Origin of the sequence: Pedobacter petrophilus, from assembly GCF_009674725.1 — a bacterium.
GTDB classification, from domain to species: Bacteria; Bacteroidota; Bacteroidia; order Sphingobacteriales; family Sphingobacteriaceae; genus Pedobacter; species Pedobacter petrophilus.
Window position 1 is genome coordinate 263,840 of sequence record NZ_WKKH01000001.1, and the last position, 14,664, is coordinate 278,503.

Annotated in this window: 10 protein-coding genes; 6 read left to right on the forward strand and 4 right to left on the reverse strand. The window is 38.5% G+C overall.

Annotation, left to right across the window (positions count from 1 at the left end):
* The first annotated feature begins 61 nt into the window (after nt 1-61).
* Together GJU39_RS01035 and GJU39_RS01040 are read left to right on the forward strand one after the other, a co-directional pair.
* Entirely contained in the window at nt 62-1,273 is a 1,212-nt protein-coding gene (locus GJU39_RS01035) for an ABC transporter substrate-binding protein (RefSeq protein ID WP_154278825.1), read from the forward strand.
* A 15-nt stretch (nt 1,274-1,288) separates the two neighbouring features.
* Nucleotides 1,289-2,452 (forward strand): RsmB/NOP family class I SAM-dependent RNA methyltransferase, encoded by a 1,164-nt coding sequence (locus tag GJU39_RS01040; protein WP_154278826.1) that lies wholly within the window; start codon nt 1,289-1,291, stop codon nt 2,450-2,452.
* 285 nt (nt 2,453-2,737) lie between these two features.
* Here the strand turns inward: GJU39_RS01040 and GJU39_RS01045 are convergent, their stop codons facing one another.
* From GJU39_RS01045 to GJU39_RS01060, 4 genes are all read right to left on the reverse strand, one after another.
* A complete protein-coding gene (locus GJU39_RS01045) occupies nt 2,738-3,304 on the reverse strand; it encodes a MarC family protein (protein WP_154278866.1) in 567 nt (188 codons plus the stop codon).
* 78 nt (nt 3,305-3,382) lie between these two features.
* Nucleotides 3,383-4,708, reverse strand: a complete 1,326-nt coding sequence (locus tag GJU39_RS01050) for a porin (protein WP_154278827.1) — start codon at nt 4,706-4,708, stop codon at nt 3,383-3,385.
* A gap of 109 nt (nt 4,709-4,817) precedes the next feature.
* Nucleotides 4,818-6,290: an amino acid permease gene (locus tag GJU39_RS01055; protein ID WP_154278828.1), complete on the reverse strand. Its 1,473-nt coding sequence runs from the start codon at nt 6,288-6,290 to the stop codon at nt 4,818-4,820.
* Between the two features lie 113 nt (nt 6,291-6,403).
* Entirely contained in the window at nt 6,404-8,650 is a 2,247-nt protein-coding gene (locus tag GJU39_RS01060; RefSeq protein WP_154278829.1) for a sodium-translocating pyrophosphatase, read from the reverse strand.
* Nucleotides 8,651-8,901: 251 nt separating this feature from the next.
* On the opposite strand from GJU39_RS01060, the gene GJU39_RS01065 reads away from it, so the two are divergent.
* The 4 genes from GJU39_RS01065 (at nt 8,902) to GJU39_RS01080 (ending at nt 14,636) form a co-directional block, all read left to right on the forward strand.
* Complete coding sequence (locus tag GJU39_RS01065) at nt 8,902-10,353, forward strand: APC family permease (RefSeq protein ID WP_154278830.1); 1,452 nt, start codon at nt 8,902-8,904, stop codon at nt 10,351-10,353.
* A gap of 530 nt (nt 10,354-10,883) precedes the next feature.
* Nucleotides 10,884-11,834 carry a TIGR01212 family radical SAM protein gene (locus GJU39_RS01070; protein WP_154278831.1) on the forward strand — a complete coding sequence of 317 codons (951 nt, stop codon included), beginning with the start codon at nt 10,884-10,886 and terminating at the stop codon, nt 11,832-11,834.
* Nucleotides 11,835-12,175: 341 nt separating this feature from the next.
* Entirely contained in the window at nt 12,176-13,582 is a 1,407-nt protein-coding gene (locus GJU39_RS01075; RefSeq protein WP_154278867.1) for an ammonium transporter, read from the forward strand.
* A gap of 37 nt (nt 13,583-13,619) precedes the next feature.
* Nucleotides 13,620-14,636, forward strand: coding sequence for a porin (locus GJU39_RS01080; protein WP_154278832.1), 1,017 nt, complete (start codon nt 13,620-13,622; stop codon nt 14,634-14,636).
* Nucleotides 14,637-14,664: the final 28 nt, after the last annotated feature.

Here is a 14,664-nt window from a genome sequence, read left to right on the forward strand (position 1 = left end):
AATAATATGATTATGCTGGCAGATTAAACATTTGCCGGCATATTTTGTTAAAAGAACACATATGAATTTAAAAAGGAATTATTGGGTTTTGATGCTGTCGGTATTGATTTTAGCTGCCTGTTCACCAAAAGTCAGAACAACAAAAAAAGAAACTGCTGAACCGAATGAGAAAGAAAAACCGGAAGAGAAAAAGTCGGCTAAAAAGTTCTCACAGGCAAACGTTTCTCTTTTAGTTCCTTTTAAATTGGATGAGTTAAACCTGAAAACGGCCACTAAATCCCAGATCGAAAAGTTTGCTATGCCGATCGATTTTTATCAGGGATTCAGGTTAGGATTGGATTCAGCAGCAGCAGGGGGGCTTAATTTTAAATTAAACGTTTTCGATACACAGGATGATAATGCCCATATCTCCATGCTATATAAAAATGAACGCTTCAGGCAAAGCAATTTAATTATAGGCCCTGTATTTCCAGCTGGTTTGAAGTATATTTCTAATTATTCAAAAGAAAATAACAGTACAATTGTATCCCCACTTGCGGCATCTAATCCCGCAGAATTTAATAACCCGAATCTCGTATCTATTGTAAATAATATTGAAATACATGGCGAGCGTATCGGGGAATACATTTCTAAGAACTTCAATCCGGCGAGTACCATTGTGGTTATTATTAATCCTAAAAAAACCGAAGATGAAGCCTTTGCAGCGCCTGTTCGGGAATATTTGAAGAATAATGGTAAGTTTCTGGTTCAGGAATATGCATCTGCTTTTACCTTTGAAACCAAAATGCAAAAAGGTAAACGATATGCTATTGTGGTTGCATCTGCAGATCGTGCTTTTGTTTTGCCAACCATAGAAAAGTTATATAAACTTAAAAACTTGCCATCCGGCGGTTATAATATCGACTTGTTTGGTCATCCGAATTGGGTAAAACAAAATTATCCAACGGATAAAATTCAAGCCTTAAATACCATCATCACTTCGTCTTACAAAATCGATTATAAAAATGCTGCGGTAATCAGTTTCATTAAAAAATATCGTTATAAATATGGTTTTGAGCCTGGAGAATATGCTTTTAAAGGCTTCGATGTTGGCTATTATTTTGGAAAGTTATTGAGCAATCATGGCGAAGAATACCGCGAATACCTCACTAAGGAAAAATATAAAGGCCTGCACAATACATTTTCTTTCATTCATGATGAAAAATTAGGGTACATTAACACCAGTTTAATGCTATTGAAATACAAAAACTTTGCATTGGAAATTGTAAACTAAATTATTCCCTCTTTTATGAAAGCCATTCACCAGCTAAGAGCCTTTGAGCAGATTTTAAATAGTTATGATGGAACTTTGCCTTTGCACCGTTTTTTGCCTGCATACTTTAAGCAAAATAAGCAAATGGGTTCTTCAGACAGGAGATGGGCAACTCGCCACATTTATAGTTTTTTTAGGCTGGGCAAAGCGCTAAACAAACTAAATAATGAAGAACGGTTAAGCATAGCTGATTTTCTTTGTCATGAAACGTTGAGCCCTGTTATGGAACAGCGATTTCCAGATTGGAGCGCTCAGATTACTGCTCCATTAATAGAAAAGTTAGACTTGGTAAAAGCCGCGTATCCGGAATTTAATCTGGAAGATGTTTACCCGTTTCATGCCCATCTATCCGAAGATATTAACCAGGCGGAGTTTTTTACATCATTTTTTAAACAACCAGATTTATTTATCAGGGTTGCGGCTCAAGATCAGCCGGAAATTCTTAGCCAACTCAGAAAATTAGAAATTTCTGTAGAAGTGGTGAATGAAACAGCCTTAGCGCTGGCGAATGGAACTAAATTGGAAGCGGTTTTAAAGGAAGGAACTTATCAGGTTCAGGATCTTTCATCGCAATACACGGGTACCTATTTCGGACCAAATAAATGGGATAAATGGTGGGATTGCTGCGCCGCATCTGGCGGAAAAACGCTGCTTCTGCATAGTTTGGAGCCAGTAATAGAATTATTAGTGAGTGATTTGAGGGAAAGCATTTTGCTTAATCTTGATGAACGCTTCCGCTTAGCAGGGATAAAAAAATACCATAAAAAAGAACTGGATCTTTTAAAGAATAATGATCAGGTACTTCATCACTACCAGTTTGACGGAATTATTTTAGATGCACCTTGTACCGGGTCCGGAACCTGGGGTAGAACGCCGGAAATGCTTACTTTTTTTAGTGAACAAAAGATCAGTTTCTTTTCCAATATGCAAAAATATATAGCGCAGAACGTTATTAAATACCTTAAGCCAGGCAAGCCGTTAATCTATATTACCTGTTCTGCTTTTGCTGAAGAAAATGAAGAAGTGGTAAATCATTTAACCACCAATCTGCCTTTAGAACTGGAGAAAATGGAGCTGATTAAAGGCTATAAAAATCAGGCAGACAGCATGTTTGTGGCGCGGTTAATTAAGAAAGCTTAAGGGAAAAATAAGGGTTTTATGCAAATGTTCAAAGCTGTTTAAGCTTTGTGATATTTTGCAAATAGGCTAAGGGTGTTCAAACCGCGACTTCAGATTTTTTCTAACATACTTTACCGCCTCGATCAAAACAGCAATTATGCCTATTACCAATGTATATTCTTCAAAGCTGTTCATCTTTGGTTAGATTTATTCTTATGACTAATTTACTTCTTTTTTGTTACAAGTGACTTCGGAGTGCTGAAATTTATTCTGTTGTTATTTAGCGTCCTTCACTCCCAGGTGCCGCTATAAACCTGTGTTATTTCTGAAAAGTTTAATCGCAATGGCCAATAAGATTACGCCAAATGCTTTACGAAGAATATTCAAGCCAGTTTTACCGAACAGTCTTTCCAACCTTTCCGTGTTCTTCAATACGAAATAAACAAAGAGCATATTCAGTACGATTCCGACTAAAATATTTTGAGTTTGATATTCTGTTTTAAGCGAAAGAAGTGTGGTCATTGTACCTGCGCCTGCTATTAATGGGAAGGCTAAAGGAACAATTGAAACCGTTTCCGGTGCTTCTTCTTTAAAAATAGTTAAGCCTAAAACCATTTCCATCGCAATGCAAAAAATTACAATTGAACCTGCAATTGCGAAAGATTCTACATCCAGTCCGATTACCTTTAATAAAGACTCGCCGAGGAAAAGGAATAAAATCATTAAGCCCGTTGCTACAATTGAGGCTTTTTCTGACTCAATGTGGCCTGCTTTTCTCCTCAACTGAATAACAACTGGAATAGATCCCAGGATATCGATAATGGCAAAAATAACCATCGTTGTCGTCAGGATCTGATTTAAATCGAATTTCATAAAATCAAGTTTCATAGCAGCACCATTTTACGCAAAGGTAGCGCAATTTGTGCTAAAACCTCATTTTGGAAATTATTATTAAAAGTAAAATTGGGTACGTAGTGTAAACACATTATCTTTTCTATCGGTCTCGTATCCGGAAATTTCGGTCGATTCATTTTTAATCATGTCGTAATAAATTACGGCTTTAAAATGTGGATTGAAATGATGAAGAAAACCAAAGCCAAAAGTATCGAAACGAACATCAGCAGCTGTTAATCCCTGATTCGAATTTATAGCCATGCCTCTTACCTTGGTATTTGGATCATAGCAATCGTACTTAAAAATGAGCTGATTATCCGTGCTGTTTAAGGTTTGCACAAACGTTACATATGCACCACTAAAATTTCTGGTATAATAAGGTAGAGGCACTGATTTACTGTCTATAGGGTAGGAGCCTGGCGTAGCAGAAGTGGTTGCCGTTGAAGTTTGAAGTCCGGAGATCACTTCCGCCCGTAATTCCGTTTTCCAGCTTTTAGAGGTGGTGGCAAACTGAACATCTGCACCGTAATACCTTCTTGGTGCTACTGTGTTGATGGTATTTGCAGAAGAATCCTTCGCCATTCTCCAGGTTTGATTACTTTGTTCCATCTTATAGCTCACTGGCAGGCGATGGTTTAAACCACCCTGTAGTGTGCTGATTCCACCGGCTATTGATAAAGGGATGCTTTTAATTACGTATGGCTTATGGCTTAGTCTGAAGATGAAGTCTTTACTGTTATCAAATTCTGCGGGGCCTGCTAAACCTTGCCCGTTATAAACCCCGGCATCTAAAACGAAATTTTTAAGCTTTGCATTTTTCCAGCGGGGATTAAAGGTAAAAGTTGCACCTAAATCACGCTCTGTCCTCATTAAAATTTGCGACATCCGTCCCCGTTCCGGGGCTTCTCTGCCAGCTGAAGAAAGTTGTAATTCGTTTCCAAAAGGGCGACCGGATAAGCCTAGGGTAACATGAATTAATTTCCACTTATTTTCATAATAACGGCCCCAGAAATCCCTTACGTTTACACCTTGTTCAGTCCCGTCAAACTGAAGCACAAAGTAGGTGGAGGGATTACCGTTATCATCTAATAACATATAATCAGCACGCAATCGTCCACGTCTTAAGCGAAATCTATTGTTAGTGTATTCACCGAAATTGCCACCTTGATATTCTGCCAATGTACCATTCGATTGTGCAACCTGATATTGTGGTTGTAAATAGCCACTGAAAGACAGTGAGCCATACTTTTTTGAAATGATTAATAAATGGTTTACGGTGGTAGAATCCATTATATCATTAATGGTACGTTGAGCGTAAGTTTGGAAGGATAAGAATAACAAGAGCGCAACAATCGCAATATGCTTGTTTATAGGTGGCACCATTAGTAATGTATCTGATTTGATTTTTCTGCAAAGTTAAATTTATTAACAATTATTTAACACAAAAAAAGCCCCGATTTAGGTCGGGGCTTGAAAATTTATTTAATAAAGATTATTTATCCTTTAAGTGGGAATGTTTTTTGCTGTAGCCAAAATAGATGATAAACCCTAGAGCTAACCAACCAAATAATCTTAACCAATTGGTCCAGCCTAATCCAAGGATCATTAATCCGCAGGCTGCAACGCCTAAAATAGGAATCAAAGGTACCCAAGGCGTTTTAAACTGACGAGGTAGATCCGGATCAGTTTTTCTTAAAATAATTACAGCGATACAAACTAGCATAAATGCGAATAAAGTTCCGATACTGGTCATGTCACCTACAACATCACCAGGGATGAATGCTGCGAATAAACCCACAATTACCAGGATTACTAAGTTCGCTTTATAAGGAGTTTTGAATTTAGGGTGTAAATCACTGAACATTTTAGGTAATAAACCATCTTTACTCATGGAATAAAAAACTCTGCTTTGTCCTAAAAGCATCACTAGAATTACCGAAGAGAAACCGGCTAAAATGGCAACCGTTACTAATTTTGCTAACCAATCGTATCCAGTCATATATTCGCTAATCGCGGCTACAACAGATGCTTCACCACCTTTAGTTCTAAAAAACTCAACAGGCGCTATACCTGTCAAAACGTGAGCAAATAAGATATAAAGAATAGTACAAACTGCTAATGAACCTAATATACCTATTGGCATAGCCGTTTTAGGATTTTTAGTTTCCTGAGCTGCTGTACTTACCGCATCAAAGCCGATAAACGCAAAGAAAACAGTTCCGGCAGCCCCAATTACGCCCCAGAATCCACCGAAATTATGGCTGATACCTGCATGATCAACATATGTAGTTGCAACAGGAATGTAGGGGTGATGGTTAGCTTCGTGAATAAAGTTCCAGCCTAATACAATAATTAAAATTACAATTGCAACTTTGGTGATCACAATAACACCGTTAACAAAAGCTGATTCTGAAGTACCTTTAATTAAAAGTAAACTTAATACACCCACAATAAATAAGGCTGGAAGATTCATAATTCCATTTACCGTACCATCAGGGTGCGATTGAAACGGAGAATGGCACCATTCATACGGGATAGGGGAAATATGTAAAACCTCAACCAAAAGCTTATTTAGGTATTCACTCCATGCTATTCCTACTGTTGCTGCTCCTACAGCATATTCTAAGACTAAATCCCATCCAATTACCCAGGCCATTAACTCGCCCATTGTGGCGTAAGTATAAGTGTAGGCACTTCCCGAAATCGGAATAGAAGAAGATAATTCAGCATAGCACAAACCGGCCAATGCACAGCCGATTGCAGCTACAATAAATCCAATGGTAACAGAAGGACCAGCATTCTGTGCAGCAGCAGCAGCTGTACGAACAAAAAGACCGGCACCGATAATAGCTCCAACACCTAGTGCTACTAATGCACCTGCACTAAGCGTTCGCTTTAGGCCTTTGCCTGAATCGCCTGCTTCTTCAAGCAATAAATGCATTGGCTTTTTAGTAAATAAACCCATATTATAGTTTTGTTTAGATTAATTCAGTTCCAAACCTAGTTAAAAATTACGGAATTTTAAAAGAGATTAAACGAAAAATCCCCTTTGAGTGAATTATATCTATGTTTTTACAGTTAATTGCCCAAAGTGTCAGTGGTATTGATTAAAGTGTCTGTAATTCTATTGCCAAGGCCGTCCGTTTTCTGTTGAATGCTGATTTCTTTGCGAACTTCTACCTGATGTTTACCTGTTGCCGCCTTTACAGCGATATATGGCGCAATAACCAGGGATACGATCGACATTAGTTTGATTAAAATGTTCATGGATGGACCTGAAGTGTCTTTAAAAGGATCTCCAACGGTATCGCCAGTAACAGATGCCTTATGTGGTTCTGATTTTTTATAGAACATCTCACCGTTAATCATCACGCCCTGTTCGAAAGATTTTTTTGCATTATCCCATGCACCTCCTGCATTGCTCTGAAAAATCCCCATCAGCACACCCGTTACAGTAACCCCGGCCAGTAGTCCGCCTAAAACCTCAGGACCAAAAGTAAATCCAACTATAATTGGCGAAATCAATGCGATTGCGCCAGGCATCATCATTTCGCGGATAGATGCCTTGGTAGAAATGGCAACACATTTATCGTATTCAGGTTTTGCTTTGTATTCCATAATGCCCGGAATTTCACGAAACTGGCGGCGAACTTCCTGTACCATATCCATAGCCGCCTTACCTACTGCCTGAATGCAAAGTGCCGAGAAAATAAACGGAATCATTCCGCCGACAAATAAACCAGCTAAAACCGGTGCTTTGTAAATATCAATTGCTGTAATTCCGGCAATGCCGACAAACGCAGCAAATAAGGCCAATGATGTTAAGGCAGCAGAGGCAATGGCAAAGCCTTTTCCCGTAGCTGCGGTGGTATTTCCTACGGCATCGAGGTTATCGGTGCGTTCCCTCACTTCTGGTGGTAACTGACTCATTTCCGCAATTCCCCCTGCATTATCTGCAATAGGACCAAAAGCATCAATAGCCAGCTGCATGGCGGTTGTAGCCATCATACCTGCAGCTGCAATGGCAACGCCATATAAACCTGCGAAATGGTAAGATGCCATAATCCCTCCGGCTAAAACTAAAATCGGAATAACAGTTGATTTCATTCCGACAGATAAACCGGCGATAATGTTTGTGGCATGCCCGGTGGATGATTGTTGAATAATGGAGTTTACCGGTCCTTTACCCATGGCCGTGAAATATTCTGTTACCACACTCATGATGGTACCTACAACCAGTCCAACAATAATGGCGTAAAAAACATTTATGCTGGTAAACGCATAGCCACGAAGGCTCAAGTTTTCTGGTAACATCCATTTCACAATGAAGAAAGAAGCAACAGCGGTGATGATAATAGACGACCAGTTTCCGAGATTCAATGCCGTTTGTACATTCGATTTATCATCTTTAATGGTTACAAACCAGGTTCCGATGATAGAGAATATAATTCCTAAACCACAGATCACCATCGGTAACAAAATTGGAGACATGCCGCCGAATTTATCTTCTACTGTAATTTCCTGTCCTAAAACCATTGTTGCCAGAATAGTGGCCACATAAGATCCGAATAAATCGGCACCCATACCTGCTACATCGCCAACATTATCGCCTACGTTATCAGCAATGGTAGCAGGGTTTCTTACATCATCTTCCGGAATTCCTGCCTCTACTTTGCCCACTAAATCTGCGCCTACATCTGCTGCTTTAGTATAAATACCTCCGCCAACACGGGCAAATAAAGCAATAGATTCAGCACCTAATGAGAAACCTGTTAACACTTCAATAGCTGTTCTCATTTCTACACTGTTTGCACTGGTCACATGAAAAAGTTGTAGAAAAACAATAAATAAACCGCCAAGCCCCAAAACGGCTAATCCGGCTACGCCTAAACCCATTACTGTTCCGCCGGTAAATGAAACTTTAAGTGCTTGTTTTAAACTGGTTCTGGCTGCTTGAGTGGTTCGCACATTAGCCTTCGTTGCCGATTTCATTCCAATGTATCCGGCAGTTGCCGAAAGCACAGCGCCAATAATAAAGGAGATGGAAATAATCCAGCTGGAATGCATCGGGACTCCATTAATTTCTGTAATTGTTCCTGAATAAGCTAAAAGTGCTGCGGTGAAAACAGCGAAAATACTTAACACCCGCCACTCTGCTTTTAGAAATGCCATCGCACCATCGGCAATGTAGCCGGCAAGTTCCTGCATGTTTTGATCACCTGCATCCTGTTTATTTACCCAGGCACTTTTGATCATCATAACAATAATTCCAATCAGGCCAAGCAGTGGAATACTGTAAATTAAATTGTCTTGTAAAAAATTCATAGTTAATATTTGGTTATTGGTTCATAGCTATCAGCTGTTTATCGTTACGCTCATCCGAAACAGAACACTGATTTAAGAAATTTGGTTATCATTAGCAATATAATAATTTTATTTCCTAGTGGTTAAAAATTTAATGCAGTCGTCAAACATATTTTATATGCGATTAAAATAATACAACTTAACCAGAAGGTTTTTCTTTTTTTTGGATAAATTAGCCGCAACTAAAGCTGGAAACCAAACTAAACTAAAAAATGGAAAAACTACAGGAACAAGGATCTCTTAAAAGAAAATTAGGCCTTTTCGATGCTGCGATGCTGGTTATGGGTTCAATGATCGGTAGCGGTATTTTTATTGTAAGTGCCGATATTATGAGGAATTTAGGTTCTGGTTATTGGTTAATTGTAGTTTGGCTAATTACCGGGGTAATGACAGTTGCCGCCGCAATTTCTTATGGAGAACTTTCTGCGATGTTTCCTAAAGCAGGTGGACAATACACGTACCTGAAAGAGATTTTCGGTAAAATGATGGGGTTTCTTTATGGCTGGGGGCTGTTTACCGTTATTCAAACGGGTACAATTGCGGCTGTTGCAGTTGCCTTTGGTAAATTTACGGCCTATTTAATACCGGCTTTAAATGATGCCGCCCCAATTTTTCAAAGTGGAGGTTATAAAATTACCTGGATACAGCTAATGGCCATTGCTGTTATTCTGCTTCTTACTTATATTAATACCAAAGGTGTTGAAAGTGGTAAGGTATTGCAGAATGTTTTTACAGGATCTAAAATTATTGCTTTAATTGGCCTAATCATTTTAGGGTTCTTTTTAGTAAAGAATAGTTTCTGGGTTGAGAATATGAAGTTTGGATGGAGCGCTTTCAATAACCTCAAAACTGATTTAAGTGGAAATTTCCTGAAATCTGGCTGGGAATCCATTTCTGGGATGACCATTATGGGTGGAATTGCAGCCGCAATGGTGGGTTCGGTATTTTCGAGCGTGGCCTGGGAAAACGTAACTTTTGTTTCCGGAGAAATCGAAAACCCTAAAAAAAATGTAGTGCGTTCTATGGTTTTAGGCACTTCAGCAGTGATGATCTTGTATTTGTTGGTCAATTTTATTTACCTCAATACCTTAAACAGGGATAGCATTGCATTTGCCACCAATGACCGGGTTGCTGTTGTAGCGTCAGCGCAAATTTTTGGTAGTGGAATAGGTACCATTATAATGGCCGTGCTGGTGATGATTTCTACTTTTGGCTGCGTAAACGGATTGGTAATGGCAGGTGCAAGGGTTTTTCAAACCATGGCAAAAGATGGTATGTTTTTTAAAGCTGCCCTTCAAAACAATAAAAACGGCGTTCCGGAAAAATCTCTTTGGATGCAGGGAGTTTGGGCTTCAGTCTTATGCTTAAGCGGTCAATATGGTAATCTTTTAGATATGATCTCTTTCGTTATTGTACTCTTTTATATGATTACTGTATTTGGTGTGATTTATTTAAGGTTTAAAAAACCTGATTTGGAAAGGCCTTATAAAACATTGCTATATCCGGTTACACCAATTATTTACCTGTTAATTGGTGCTACATTTTGCATCTTATTGCTCGTATATAAACAACAATATACCTGGCCAGGGCTTGTCATCGTTTTATTGGGTGTTCCTGTTTACTTTTTCATTAACAGAGAAAAGGAGCCAGGATTTAAGGATTAGCTTGAATTATAAGATTACAATTTATTAAGGGAGCAGATTTATTTGCTCCTTTTGTTTTTTATAGTTCTTTAGAAAAGGAGGATAATAAATATACTAGCCCGTTGTTACAGCCCACCTTCGCTACAATTTTCCCCTAAAGGATGTCAGGTAAAAGTATTTTCGCGCCATTTGGGTTTGGTTAAATTTCGTTATTGCGGGAAACGAAGCAATCTCCCGCAGTTTAATAACCGGCTATGAGGATTTATAAGGATAATGCATTTAAACTTTTGCATTTCCTTGCAAAATCAGTAGTTCGTCACTGTTTGCCGAATCATCACGTAATAACGTCCCCTTTTCACTTACCAGTTGCAAGCTGTTATGTGTAAACCTGAATTGAATGAAAAAAACTAAATTTTATAGTTTGTAGCTTGGCAAATGGAATCTGAAATGAGATTGCTTCGCAAAGCTTGCAAACACCGCAATTTTACGCTCCCCTTCAAGAGAGCCTGTAGAATCAGGTTATCTCAAACAAAAACAGTATTTTTGCAGCAATGGGAACACTGGTAGATTTAGGCATAAAGGGATATAAAAATTACGGCACACATTTGCGCGAAAAATATAAAGGGCAGCGGGTGTTTAAAGTAATTGTAGATGGTGGTTTTACCTGTCCTAATCGCGATGGGAGCAAAGGCTTTGGCGGCTGTACTTATTGTAATGTAGATTCTTTTACGCCAGAACCATCTCGTCAGAATCCAAATATCAAAGATCAGTTGTTAGAAGGAATGTCGAGGGCAAAAACCTCTTACCGTGCAGATAAATATATCGTCTACTTTCAGCCCAATACCAATACTTACGCCCCGGTACATTATTTGAAAATGATGTATGATGAGGCTTTATCGGTAAATACCGAAGATATTGTAGGTTTCTCTGTAGGTACCCGACCAGATTGTATAGATGCTGAAAAGGTTGCGCTGTTAGAAAGCTATGCTGATCGGTTCGATGTTGATTTAGAAATGGGGATGGAATCTATTTACGATGAAACACTAGATCAGATTAACAGAGGCTGCAGTCATGGAGAATTTGTTGCGGCGGTAAAACTGTTAGAAAACAGTAAACTAGACCTTTGTGTACATACTATTTTTGGTTTCCCCTGGGAAACTAAAGAACAAATGCATGGCTATATCCATGAGATCAACCGGTTTCCACAGATTAAGTTTGTAAAATTCCACCATCTTCATGTGGTAGAAGGATCTATTATGGGTGCTAAATATAAGAAAGAACCCTTTAAGCTATTTACTTTAGAGGAATACACTGATTTGTTATGTGAGCTAATTCCAATGTTGCGTCCGGATATCGTGATTCAACGACTTTTTGGCATTTCTGATTGGGATTTATTAATAGCACCAAATTGGGGGCTTAACAAATCTGCAATTCAAACTTATATGGATAAAGAAATAGAAAAAAGAGGAGTAGTGCAGGGATCACAGTATTTGCTCAAATAATTTAATTTTACATAAAAATTTTATAAGAACCTGTGATTTATCATAGGTTTTTCTGTTTTTAGTGGATTTATATTGCAAATTTCCTTAAAAAGTAACCGTATCTGAACCGGCTATAGTAATATCTTGATTTTATTTTTATCAAAAACACATATCAAAATTGCTTCATTTTTCTAGAATTTTTATTTATTAGCGTATAATTTGCTGTGTTTTATAAAAATTTAGTGTTTTGTTTATAAAATTTCCATTTTATGGTGTGAAAATTACAATATGTTGTATTTTTATGAAAATAATTGAAAATAATTCAGCTATTTGTATCGGACAAACAAATTAAACTAAAAATGATGATTAAACTTTCCTTAAAACAGTACGCGCCATTCGCAATTTTAATGCTGGTCGCGATTTTCGCCTTATTTATTCCGCTCCTTCCAAATTTCGACGAAGGAAAATATAGTGGACCAGATATGGCGTTTATTTTAATTGCTGCGGCATTAGTGTTTTTAATGACGCCAGGCCTGGCATTTTTCTATGGGGGTATGGTTCACAGAAAGAACATCCTTTCCACTATGATTAAAAGCGTGGTGGCTGCGGGTGTGATTACTGTGCTATGGGTTGTGGTAGGCTTTAGCCTGGCATTTGGAGATACTATTGGTGGTTTTATTGGAAACCCATCAACCTTCTTGTTTTTCAAAAATGTTAATTCAGGTGCGCCGCATTTACAAGGTGGATCAGATTTAACCATTCCACTTTCACTATTTGCCGTATTTCAATTGATGTTTGCCATCATTACACCAGGCTTAGTCGTTGGAGCGGTGGCCGAACGGATTCGTTTTACATCTTATATTTTATTTATTGTTTTATTCGCGGTGTTTGTTTATTCGCCACTGGCACACTGGACATGGCACCCGGAAGGTTTCCTATTGAAAATGGGCGTGTTAGATTTTGCTGGTGGTACCGTAGTGCATATCTCTGCTGGTATGGCTGCATTGGCTGGTGCTTTAGTTTTAAAACGTAGAAAATCTCACTTAGAACATAAAGAAGTTCCACCTGCAAATATTCCTTATGTATTAATTGGTACAGGTTTATTATGGTTCGGTTGGTTTGGTTTTAACGCAGGTTCTGCATTAGGTGCAAATAGCTTAGCCGTTTCTGCTTTCTTAACTACCAATACGGCTGCTGGTGCTGCAGGTTTATCATGGATGTTCTTTGATGTTGCCAGAGGTAAAAAACCTTCTGTTTTAGGTTTCTGTATCGGTGCGGTTGTAGGTTTAGTTGCCATTACGCCAGGTGCAGGTTTCGTCAGTATTCCATCCAGTATATTTATTGGGGTAATTGCAGCTGTAATTTCAAACCTTGTGGTTTCATGGAAACAAAAAACAAGTTTAGATGATACTTTAGATGTGTTTCCATGTCACGGTGTTGGTGGTATAGTAGGGATGATTTTAACCGGAGTGTTTGCCACTAAAACTGTAAACAGCCTGGGTGCCGATGGTTTATTCTATGGTAATGCGGAGTTTTTCTTTACGCAGGTTAAGGGTGCCGGAATTGTGATTGTGTTTAGCTTTGTGGTATCATTTATCATCTTCAAATTTATCAACCTGATTCAGCCAATTCGCGTATCTGAAGAAGAAGAAGAAATTGGACTTGATGAGTCGCAACACAATGAGAAATATTCTCAGGGAACCTTATTGGTTGAAGAGAGGGCTATCTATATTGAAAAAAATAGCCCGTTAACAGAATCTATTTCTTAACCCCAAAAACTTATATCTAAACCCTCATAGCTCAAACATGAAGAAATTTTTAACTGCTGTATTTACTATGGCCAGCACTACGTGTGCCCTCGCTCAAGAGGCACCAACGTCACCACTTGAAATTTCAGGATCAGTAGATACTTATTTTAAGTATGATTTTGCAAAGCAGCCAAATATTAAAACCTCTTTCGCTTCAGATCACAACTCTGTATCGTTAGGAATGATAGATTTGGTGCTTAAAAAGAGAACAGGTAAAGCTTCATTCGTTGGAGAGCTATCTTTCGGTCCTCGTGGTCAGGCACAATCACTGCCCAATGCAGCTGAAGATGTATCTTCTTTCCATATTCAAAATCTGTATGTAAATTATGATTTTACAGATAAGTTTTCAATGACTGCAGGTTACATGGGAACATTTATTGGATATGAAGTAATTTCTCCGGTAGGTAATTTTAACTACTCAACTTCATATTTATTTACAAATGGTCCTTTCCAAAATGCAGGGATTAAAGCAACCTATAAATTCTCAGATAAAGTGAGCTTAATGGCCGGTTTATTCAATGACTGGAATGTTTATACGGCGACCCGTGGAGTATCAAGCATTGGTGGTCAGTTAATGGTATCTCCGGTTGAAGGATGGACAGCTTACCTGAACGTACTATCTGGCGCGGGAGCTGGCGGTTATGGAACCATTGAAGACTTAACAACCTCGTATCAAATTTCCAAAACATTTAAGTTAGGCTTAAATGCAGCTAATTATGATATCGATAATGATGGCGGTGGCTATGCAGGGGTGGCACTTTATCCTCAGTTTGCCGTTGCTGATGCAGTAACCCTGGGTTTAAGAGGTGAATACTTTAAATATAAAGAAGTGGCTGGAGTAGCAGGTGATAAATATACAGCCGTTACTTTCACTGCAAATATTAAATCCGGAGGATTAACATTTATTCCGGAGGTAAGGTTGGATCACAATGGCAATAAACCATTTGTAAAAGATAACGGATTGGCAGTACCAAACGCTGGCCAGTTCTCATTAGCTGCAGTTTACGCTTTTTAATTTAGTTGTTTTTAATATCAGGCCGCCA

What these genes read in the sequence shown, in the direction of transcription:
- GJU39_RS01035 (WP_154278825.1), top strand. Translation starts at nt 62, where the DNA reads ATGAATTTAAAAAGGAATTATTGGGTTTTGATGCTGTCGGTATTGATT.
- GJU39_RS01040 (WP_154278826.1), top strand. Translation starts at nt 1,289, where the DNA reads ATGAAAGCCATTCACCAGCTAAGAGCCTTTGAGCAGATTTTAAATAGT.
- GJU39_RS01045 (WP_154278866.1), bottom strand. Translation starts at nt 3,304, where the DNA reads ATGAAATTCGATTTAAATCAGATCCTGACGACAACGATGGTTATTTTT.
- GJU39_RS01050 (WP_154278827.1), bottom strand. Translation starts at nt 4,708, where the DNA reads ATGGTGCCACCTATAAACAAGCATATTGCGATTGTTGCGCTCTTGTTA.
- GJU39_RS01055 (WP_154278828.1), bottom strand. Translation starts at nt 6,290, where the DNA reads ATGGGTTTATTTACTAAAAAGCCAATGCATTTATTGCTTGAAGAAGCA.
- GJU39_RS01060 (WP_154278829.1), bottom strand. Translation starts at nt 8,650, where the DNA reads ATGAATTTTTTACAAGACAATTTAATTTACAGTATTCCACTGCTTGGC.
- GJU39_RS01065 (WP_154278830.1), top strand. Translation starts at nt 8,902, where the DNA reads ATGGAAAAACTACAGGAACAAGGATCTCTTAAAAGAAAATTAGGCCTT.
- GJU39_RS01070 (WP_154278831.1), top strand. Translation starts at nt 10,884, where the DNA reads ATGGGAACACTGGTAGATTTAGGCATAAAGGGATATAAAAATTACGGC.
- GJU39_RS01075 (WP_154278867.1), top strand. Translation starts at nt 12,176, where the DNA reads ATGATTAAACTTTCCTTAAAACAGTACGCGCCATTCGCAATTTTAATG.
- GJU39_RS01080 (WP_154278832.1), top strand. Translation starts at nt 13,620, where the DNA reads ATGAAGAAATTTTTAACTGCTGTATTTACTATGGCCAGCACTACGTGT.